The following is an 8,503-nucleotide window of genomic DNA, read 5'->3' as shown; positions in this document are numbered from 1 at the left end:
AGGCGCGACGCCATGTCGCAGGCGGGAAAGAGGCCCTGCGTGGCGAACTGCGCGACGGCCCGCGAGATGGCCTGCTGGGTCTGGGCGATAGCGCTCATGGTCCGGTAGCGCCCGCGGCGAGATAGGAGTCCGACCCCGGGGCGCGCCGCGCTCGAGGCCGTTGGGAGGCCATTCCAGTTCCTTTTTCTGGGCAGCGGGGGACCGCCACGCCCGCCACGAGACTGCGATGAAGCCGGAGGCCCCCAGCCGTAGCAACGAAATGCGGTTCCGACCCGCGGATATTAGAGTGCCGAACGTGCGTCGAGCAGACACGCCCTCAAGCGGCGCGTCCCCCGGGTGAAGATAGGTCGTCCCCGCCCCCCGCGGTAGCTCCCCGGGGGCGGGGACGTTTTGCCACTTGACAATGTTCAACTCATATTAAAAAGGCCGCTCGTCTATCCGGGCGGCCTTTTTCGTTATGGTCTGTAGCTACGCGCGTTCGATAAGCTCTACGAGCTCCGAAATCGCATGGGCCTGCGAAGGCTCATCGAGGATATAGTCTGCAATCGGTTTGGCGGTTTTCTTGCGTTCCGCCCGCCACCGCTTTATGCCTCTATACTCTTCGATCCTTTGGCGAAGGGTGGGTTTAACGCCGGAGTTCTTAATGGCTATCTTTGCGGCATCGCGCTTGCGCCGGGCCTCCTCGATCACGTAACCCGTCGTCCCACGCGCCGCATGCCATTCGATAAGCTTTCCGTATTCTTGAAACCTTATCCTGTCGACTCGCTCGGTGCCCCAGCTCTTGCTCTTGGTGGTTTGATGGGGGTTTTCTCTCCTCATCGCAAACCAGATCTTGTTTGTAAACAGGCAGTGCTTGGAGCAGAATGCGGCTTTGTGCCTAAAGATGCTCTCCATCTCAGCGGGCCTTGTGGTGCTGAATACTATGTGCTCCCGTTTAAGCATGGGAGTAAAGTACAAGAGGGTTGCGAACTCGTAGTCGATCCTCCATGAGGCGTCGCTTGCAGATTCAAACACCTCATCAAAGGGGACGTATTCCATATTCGCCTTCGTAAGATCGGGTGTGCAGCACAGCCTGCACGGAACAATGGTCTCGATCTCTTTTTCAATACAGTACTCAAGGAAGGACTTGAGCTGTTCCGTATAAAAATTGGGCAGAATCTGGTCGTCGCAATCAAGGAAGATGGTCCATTTGCCATTAAGGTCGGGGATAACCTCGTTTCGCGTTTGTCCCGGGCCAACGTTCTCGTGACTGACAACGCGAATCCTATCATCCTTATCTGCATATTGCCTTGCTATGGCAAGCGAGTTATCCGTTGATCCATCGTTGGCAACAATGATCTCAAGGTCCTTGCAGGGTTGGTTCAGAGCGGACTCGATGGCGGAACCCAGATAGCGCTCGCCATTATATACGGGAATGAGAACACTTAAAAAGGGCATGCGGATCCTTTCAACGCATTGGGTGCAGGTACATATGTGTGCGCAAATCGACTTTTATAGCTACCCGCATCGATTTAGTATACATGCACTTTTGATTCGGGGTTTGCTGTTCGTGCTATAGTAATTCGATATCAAATCAAGCATGTATTAGGCCTGGGTAAACAGATTGTCAGCCGTTTAGCCTCTCGGGTCGTTTTTATGGGGGTTACCGTGCAAATATTTGATCTGGTTATCGGGGTCTTGCTCGTCATCTGCTGCCACGCCTTCTTTCTCGTCCGTGATGGCTTTCCCGTCTCGCGCGATCGCGTTGTCGCCGCGTTGTGGGGCCTTCCCTTCGTCGCATTGTTATGCGGGTTCGTTTTCCTTGATGTCAAAGGATGGCTTGAATGCGAATGGTCTTTCACGCCTGCCATGGCTTCCCTCATCGTAGGTGGATGCCTTATGGCTTTTCGCCCGAATGTCACTCGATATCAGCGCGACCTTCCGGTATCGAGCGCCCTTGCATTCACTATTTTTAGAGATGTTCTGCTCGTACTTGGGGCTGCGGTTCTCTCCGTGGTGCTCATAGAGCTGCCTTGGAACGATGAATTCTACGCTCTGCCCGCCAATATGGTTCTCCTCAACTTCGCGATGATTGCCCTTGGTTTCGTGTGCCTTTATTTGCTTGGCTTGCGTTCGGGCTCGCTTGTCGCCTTGGGCATGTCGTTCCTCTTCTTCGTGGGTATCGCTCAGTACTTTATCTCCCAGTTTAAACAGTCTTCAATCCTGCCAAGCGACTTGATGGCTCTTGGCACCGCTATGGCAGTGAGCGATGGTTACGACTTTGTCTTTACCGATTCGATCGTCTCGCTCGTTCCGTGGTATTCCGCCGCCATCGTCCTGCTGTCCTTCATGGTCCCGGTTCGTCCTCGGATCTTCGGTAAGAGGCGCTATTCCATGTTCATCGAAGGCGCGCTTGGCTGTATTTTCTGCTTTGCTTTTGCACACGCGCTTGTGACCACTGACTTTGTGAACACCTTTGGGTGCACCAACAGTTATTGGGATCCTTTGGGAGTTTACAAGACTCAGGGCTTTCTCCCATCTTTTACGTCCCTTGCCCAGTCTTTGGCCATCAAGGAGCCGGAAGGGTATTCCGATCAAAAGGCGGACCAGCTAGAGAAGGGTTACGCCTCGCAATATGATGCCACCAGGGGCTCGAGCGAGGGTGTCCGCATGGCGCAAGAGCAGTTTGCAGGGCAAAAGCCCGCCATCGTTGCGATCATGAACGAGTCGTATGCCGACCTGTCCGTATTCAACGGTCTTGATGGCGGCTATGAGGGCGCTGCGTATCCCAGAACGCTGCAGGACGGCATCGTCGGGGGTAAAGTTCTCTCCTCTGTGTTTGGCGGCGGAACGTGCAACTCTGAATTCGAGTTCCTTACCGGCGTGTCGATGGCGCACGTGGGATTTGGCACCTACCCCTTCACGTCCTATAACCTTTCCAATATCGCTAGCCTACCCAAGCAATTGAGCTCTTACGGCTATAGTTCCACGGCAATCCATCCCTATATTGCGACCAATTGGAATCGCGACGTTATCTACGGGCAGATCGGTTTCGATGAGTTTATCGCCAGGGATGATTTCGATGGGGGAGAGTGGTACCACGCCGGCCTGTCCGATGCGTGCAGCTACGCTAAGATCCTCGACATCCTTCGGGATGATTCCTCGCCCCAGTTCATCTTCGATGTGACCATTCAAAACCATGGCGGATACGACTGGGGCAATATCCCGGCAGACCAGCTTCCTTCCTATTCTCCCCAAGGTGTCTCGGATACCGTGAGGAACGCGTTGAACGAATATGTGGCCTGCATCAATAAGTCGGACGCCGACCTCGCATGGTTTTTAAACGAGCTAAGGGTGATTGGCAGGCCGGTTGTCGTTGTCTTCTTCGGCGATCATCAGCCGGCTTTCACCAACGAGCTCAACGATGCCGCATTTGGAGATACCGATAGCATCGCGGGGCAGGCAAGGATTTACGAAACCCCTTATTTCATGTGGGCCAACTACGACCTTCCCAGCAGCGACCAGGTTTCTCAGTACATGGATACCAACATCTGCAATCTTGCAGGGCTCCTTTTGGAGTACGTTGGCGTTCCGCTCACGGAGTATCAAAAGTCTTCTCTTGCGCTGCAAGAAACGCTTTCGTATCTCAATGCGTTTGGATATCGATCGCCTGACGGTCAGTGGTATTCCCTCGATGACGATGGATCCCCCTATATCGACCTGGTGAACGATAGGGCCGCTATCCAATATCGAAACTTTGCAGAGTTGATCTAGAAAAGAGCGGAACCCTTATATGAGGGCCCCGCTCTTTTGCAACGTGATCGCGAATCTTTATGCGCTATTTATCGTTCTCTGAGATCTTGTAGACTTCCAGCTCCCATTGCTTGCGCTCCGTCTTCGCAAGATTGTCCAGCACAAGGCCGGTTGCGAAGGACAGGCCGCATAAAAACATGAACGCTGTTGCCAGCAGAGCGGTTGGAAGCCTGGGCACCAAGCCTGTCTCAAAGAACTCGACAATGACGGGAATGCCTAAAAGCAGTCCGATGACTGCAAGTACGAGGGCTGCTAGCGAGAAAAATTTTAGGGGACGATAATTTTTGAACAGGGATGCGATGGCGATCATCACCTTCATGCCATCACCAATGGTGTTCAGCTTGGAAACACTGCCTTCAGGGCGATCGCGATAGATAATGGGTACGTCCTTTATGCGCCAACGCCTATCCACAGCGTGTATGGATATCTCTGTTTCGATCTGGAAGCCCTCAGACATTACGGGGAACGTCTTTACAAAAGGACGGGAGAACGCGCGGTACCCGGTCATGACGTCATCAAAACTGTATCCATAGATCCATTTGATCATGGCGCGAACCAGGTCGTTTCCAAAACCGTGGAAAGCGCGCTTGTTTTCCTCGGCGTACGTTCCGTTTGAAAGTCGGTCGCCAACCGTCATATCGGCCTCGCCGTTCAGAATGGGCTCGCAAAGCTCTCTAGCGGATTCTGCGGGATACGTGTCGTCTCCATCTACCATGAGGTAGCAGTCGGCATCGATATCTCGGAACATCTGGCGAACCACATTGCCCTTGCCCTGACGAGGCTCGAACCTAACGATGGCGCCAGCGTCTTTTGCGAGCTTGGAGGTATCGTCGGACGAATTGTTGTCATAAACGTAGATATCAGCTTCGGGAAGCTCGCGCTTAAAATCGCTCACAACCTTATGAATGGTGGCCTCTTCGTTGTAGCAGGGAATTAGAACTGCGATCTTATTGTTCCGGTGTTCTAGTGAGCTCATGTGTCTCCTCAACGACTTGATTCTTCCGCATGAAATCATAGTTCATCACAAGGGCCATGGTATACCTATTGGCCAGAACGGTCGGCTCGTTTATAATTTGTCTACATGCGCCATTAGCTCAGTTGGATAGAGCAGGGGACTTCTAATCCCAAGGTCGTAGGTTCGAATCCTATATGGCGCACCCTAGAGGTGTTTTGGCCGTGCTCCGCGCGGCCATTTTTTGTGCGAATTACTATCCTATTCCATAATTGGGTTAACGATTAGCATCCACGATATTCCACATTTAGAATCATATGTCTCCGTAATCATGTATTTACATCTACCAATTCATCTTTGTTGTGAATGGAATTTATTACATGATGCGTTAAACTAGATGCGTCTTATATCGTGCTTCTTGGCTTTTCGCCATGGCATGTTGAAAAGGAGTCAGTTATGGTTTCTGAGAAGGCTACCCTCGTTAATCCCCAGGGTCTCCACATGCGTCCTGCAGGCCTCTTCGCCTCCACCATGGGCAAGTTTGCATGCGACGTCACCGTCGTTACCCCCGACAAGGAAGTTAACGGCAAGAGCCCCATGGCTCTGATGGCCGCTGGCATCCCTTGCGGCACCGAGGTCGAGGTCAAGTGCGACGGCGCTGACGAGGCCGAGGCTCTCGCTGCAGCCATCGAGCTCATCAAGAGCGGTCTTGGCGAGTAGCTCGCCCGCGGGCTTAGCCTTGAACAATTGAGTTCATAGCAATGTCGCAGGCGTCTACACTTGTGTGGGCGCCTGCATTTTGTATGCTTGCAACTTGCAAGCTACGGAGAGAGGAATGGGAATGTACCAGGGAGTCAATGCGTCTGAGGGCATCGGTATCGGTACCGTCATGATCGCTGTGGATCCGGACCTTACGTTCGAGCCGCATGAGGTCGCCGACGCCGCTGCTGAAAAGGAGCGTTACCAGTCCGCGCTTGCGGTTTTCTGCGAGAAGACCCAGGCACAGGCTGATCATATGAAGACCGCCGTGGGCGAGGCAGAGGCCGAGATCATGCTGGGGCACATCGTTCTTGCCCAGGATCCCGGCATGACTGATGCCATCAACGGCGCCATCGATGGCGGCACCTGCGCTGAGCAGGCGCTTGTCGACGCTAGCACCATGTTCGAGAACATGTTCCTGTCTATGGACGACGAGATGTTCCGTCTTCGTGCCGCCGACATCGCAGATATCCGCACCGGTATTCTCGCCGAGCTTCTGGGCGTCGAGGTCGTCGACCTTTCCGTCCTGCCCGAGAACACCGTCGTCGTCGTTCATGACCTTACCCCGTCCATGACGGCGACTATCGATAAGAAGAACGTTGCCGGTATCGTTACCGAAACCGGTGGCCGTACATCTCACTCCGCGATCATCGCTCGCGCACTCGAGATTCCCGCGGTTCTTTCCGTTGCCAACAGCTGCTCTGCGCTTCGCAACGGCATGACTGCAATCGTTGATGGCTCTGACGGCGTCGTTATTTCCGAGCCCGACGCAGACGTTCTTGCCAAGTACACCGCTATGGCTGAGGAGTTCGCTGCGGAGAAGGCCGCGCTCGAGGCTTTCCGCGGCAAAGAGACTGTTACCGCTGACGGCATCAAGAAGATTCTTGCTTGCAACATCGGCAGCCCGGACGATGTTGCCAACGCGCTCGACCACGATGCAGAGGCGATCGGTCTGTTCCGCTCCGAGTTCCTGTTTATGGATGCTACTGAGCTTCCGTCTGAGGAGGAGCAGTTCCAGGCATATCGTAAGGTTGCCACCGCTCTCAAGGGCGCTCCCGTCATTATCCGCACGCTTGATGTGGGCGGCGACAAAGAAATCCCCTATCTCCATATGGAGAAGGAGGAGAATCCCTTTATGGGCTATCGCGCCGTTCGCTACTGCCTTGATAACGCCGACCAGTACAAGGTGCAGCTTCGCGCTTTGTTGCGCGCCAGCGCCTTTGGTGACATCAAGATTATGATCCCGCTGGTAACTTGCGTCGAGGAGGTTCGCGCCGTCAAGGAGCTCGTCGAGGTCTGCAAGGCGGAGCTCGATCAGGAGGGATTCAAGTTCAATCCTGATACCGAGGTCGGCGTCATGATGGAGACCCCGGCCGCCTCCCTTATCGCTGATAAGCTCGCCGAGGAGGCTGACTTCTTCTCCATCGGCACCAACGACCTTATCGGTTACACCATGTGCGCCGATCGTGGCAACGATCGCATCTCCAACCTGTACAACGTGTACTATCCTGCGGTCCTGCGCTCGATTAAGAACATCATCGAATGCGGTGTCAAGGCGGGCATCATGGTCGGCATGTGCGGCGAGGCAGCTGCCGATCCGCTGCTCGAGCCGCTTCTGATCTCCTTCGGCTTGGAGGAGTTCTCCATGTCCGCGCCCAGCATCCTTCGCGCTCGCAAGACCATTTCCCAGTGGTCTAAGCAGGAGTGCGACGAGCTCGCCGAGCGCGCGCTTTCGCTTTCCACCTCCGCTGAGGTTAAGGCTCTTCTGGAGGAGGCCGCCCGCTAGGGCTTGCGACCGACTACGGTTTTGTAATCGAGGGGCCGCTTCGCAACGCGGCGAGGCGACCCCTCATTGAATAAAGGGGGCAATATGTTCTATACACTCACGGCTAATCCAGCTGTCGATATGACTGTTTCCTGCAACGGTCTTGTTCCTAACGAGAACGTCCGCTCTGGCTCCGCTAGCTATACGCCCAACGGTAAGGGCCTGGATGTTTCCTACGCCTTCAAGAAGTTCGGCGTCGATTCCGTAGCTCTTGGCTTTTTTGCCGGTTTTACCGGTAAGTTCATCGTCGAGGAGACCATGAACATGGGCTGCCTTTGCCGCCCCGTTTGGGTTGACGGCATCACCCGTATCTGCGCATACATCAACGATGGCGAGAACGAGTACGGCGTCCTTAATCCCGGCGCTCCTATCACCCCTCAGAACGAGCAAGAGCTCTACAAGATTCTGGACACCGCCGGCAACCTCGATTGTCTGGTCGTTTCCGGTTCCGTTCCTCCTCGCGCCTCCAAGGATTTTCTGGATAAGGTCGTTGACCATGCCCAGGCCCGCGGTGCCGATGTCGTCCTCGACCTCTCCAGCTCTAAGCTGAAGGATCTTGCAGCCAAGAAACCGCTGCTCATCAAGCCCAACCATCATGAGATGCGCGAGATCTTCGGCGTCCAGATCGATACCGATGATGATGCCCGTCGTGCCCTCGCCATGGCTCATGAGATCGGTATTCAGAACGTTCTCCTTACCATGGGTAGCCGTGGCTCCGCCTACTTCTCCAACGGCGAGGACATCTGGTACGCCCAACGTCAGTTCAACATCAAGCTCGTTTCCTCCGTTTGTGCCGGCGATTCCACGCTCGCTGCTTTCCTGCATAAGTGGTATGACGACCGCGACAACGTCGAGGACGCCCTCAAGCTCGCCCTCGCAACGGGCGCCAACGTTGCCGAGAGCGTTGGCCTTGGTGACTTCGGTCACGTCGAGGAGTACAGCAAGCGCATCGCCGTTCGCAAGTTGCCTCGCTAACAATCGATTGTTACCGCTGTCTTTCGATGGCGACCAAGTTAATCGATTTGAGCCCCTCTTCAAGAGGGGCTTTTCGTTTTGGTTTGGTTGGACATGTCTGTGGGGGGGTTTCAAGCTGGACCCGCTCGCCCGAGCCTTCGAAGAAACCTCGCTGTGCCATTTCGGATCTTTAGGTACGGCCGCTTTATCAATCGCGAGTA

At 54.6% G+C, this 8,503-nt stretch carries 6 protein-coding genes and 1 tRNA gene; 5 read left to right on the top strand and 2 right to left on the bottom strand.

The window, feature by feature from the left end; all coding sequences use genetic code 11:
- Window positions 1–468 precede the first annotated feature (468 nt).
- Window positions 469–1,437 (bottom strand): glycosyltransferase family 2 protein, encoded by a 969-nt coding sequence (locus HMPREF9452_RS11180; protein ID WP_009140381.1) that lies wholly within the window; start codon window positions 1,435–1,437, stop codon window positions 469–471.
- 210 nt (window positions 1,438–1,647) lie between these two features.
- Between HMPREF9452_RS11180 and HMPREF9452_RS01805 the strand changes: the two genes are divergently transcribed.
- On the top strand, window positions 1,648–3,753 hold the full coding sequence (locus HMPREF9452_RS01805) for an LTA synthase family protein (protein WP_009140380.1): 2,106 nt from the start codon (window positions 1,648–1,650) through the stop codon (window positions 3,751–3,753).
- Window positions 3,754–3,817: 64 nt separating this feature from the next.
- On the opposite strand, the gene HMPREF9452_RS01800 is transcribed toward HMPREF9452_RS01805, so the two are convergent.
- The gene (locus HMPREF9452_RS01800; RefSeq protein WP_009140379.1) at window positions 3,818–4,768 is read right to left on the bottom strand and encodes a glycosyltransferase family 2 protein; all 951 of its coding nucleotides are present in this window, start codon (window positions 4,766–4,768) and stop codon (window positions 3,818–3,820) included.
- 107 nt (window positions 4,769–4,875) lie between these two features.
- Between HMPREF9452_RS01800 and HMPREF9452_RS01795 the strand changes: the two genes are divergently transcribed.
- From HMPREF9452_RS01795 to HMPREF9452_RS01780, 4 genes are all read left to right on the top strand, one after another.
- Window positions 4,876–4,949, top strand: a tRNA-Arg gene (locus HMPREF9452_RS01795).
- Between the two features lie 251 nt (window positions 4,950–5,200).
- Window positions 5,201–5,464, top strand: coding sequence for an HPr family phosphocarrier protein (locus HMPREF9452_RS01790; protein WP_009140378.1), 264 nt, complete (start codon window positions 5,201–5,203; stop codon window positions 5,462–5,464).
- 121 nt (window positions 5,465–5,585) lie between these two features.
- Window positions 5,586–7,289, top strand: a complete 1,704-nt coding sequence (ptsP, locus tag HMPREF9452_RS01785; RefSeq protein WP_040362103.1) for a phosphoenolpyruvate--protein phosphotransferase — start codon at window positions 5,586–5,588, stop codon at window positions 7,287–7,289.
- Between the two features lie 84 nt (window positions 7,290–7,373).
- Complete coding sequence (locus HMPREF9452_RS01780; RefSeq protein ID WP_009140376.1) at window positions 7,374–8,303, top strand: 1-phosphofructokinase family hexose kinase; 930 nt, start codon at window positions 7,374–7,376, stop codon at window positions 8,301–8,303.
- The last annotated feature ends 200 nt before the right edge of the window (window positions 8,304–8,503 follow it).

The organism is Collinsella tanakaei YIT 12063, assembly GCF_000225705.1.
In the GTDB taxonomy this organism is placed as follows: domain Bacteria; phylum Actinomycetota; class Coriobacteriia; order Coriobacteriales; family Coriobacteriaceae; genus Collinsella; species Collinsella tanakaei.
Note: the sequence above shows the minus strand (reverse complement) of the source record. Positions and strands in the feature narration are given on the sequence as shown.

Bases quoted from the DNA above. Each gene is read 5' to 3' on its own strand.
- HMPREF9452_RS11180 (WP_009140381.1), bottom strand. From the start codon at position 1,437: ATGCCCTTTTTAAGTGTTCTCATTCCCGTATATAATGGCGAGCGCTAT.
- HMPREF9452_RS01800 (WP_009140379.1), bottom strand. From the start codon at position 4,768: ATGAGCTCACTAGAACACCGGAACAATAAGATCGCAGTTCTAATTCCC.
- HMPREF9452_RS01790 (WP_009140378.1), top strand. From the start codon at position 5,201: ATGGTTTCTGAGAAGGCTACCCTCGTTAATCCCCAGGGTCTCCACATG.
- ptsP (WP_040362103.1), top strand. From the start codon at position 5,586: ATGTACCAGGGAGTCAATGCGTCTGAGGGCATCGGTATCGGTACCGTC.
- HMPREF9452_RS01780 (WP_009140376.1), top strand. From the start codon at position 7,374: ATGTTCTATACACTCACGGCTAATCCAGCTGTCGATATGACTGTTTCC.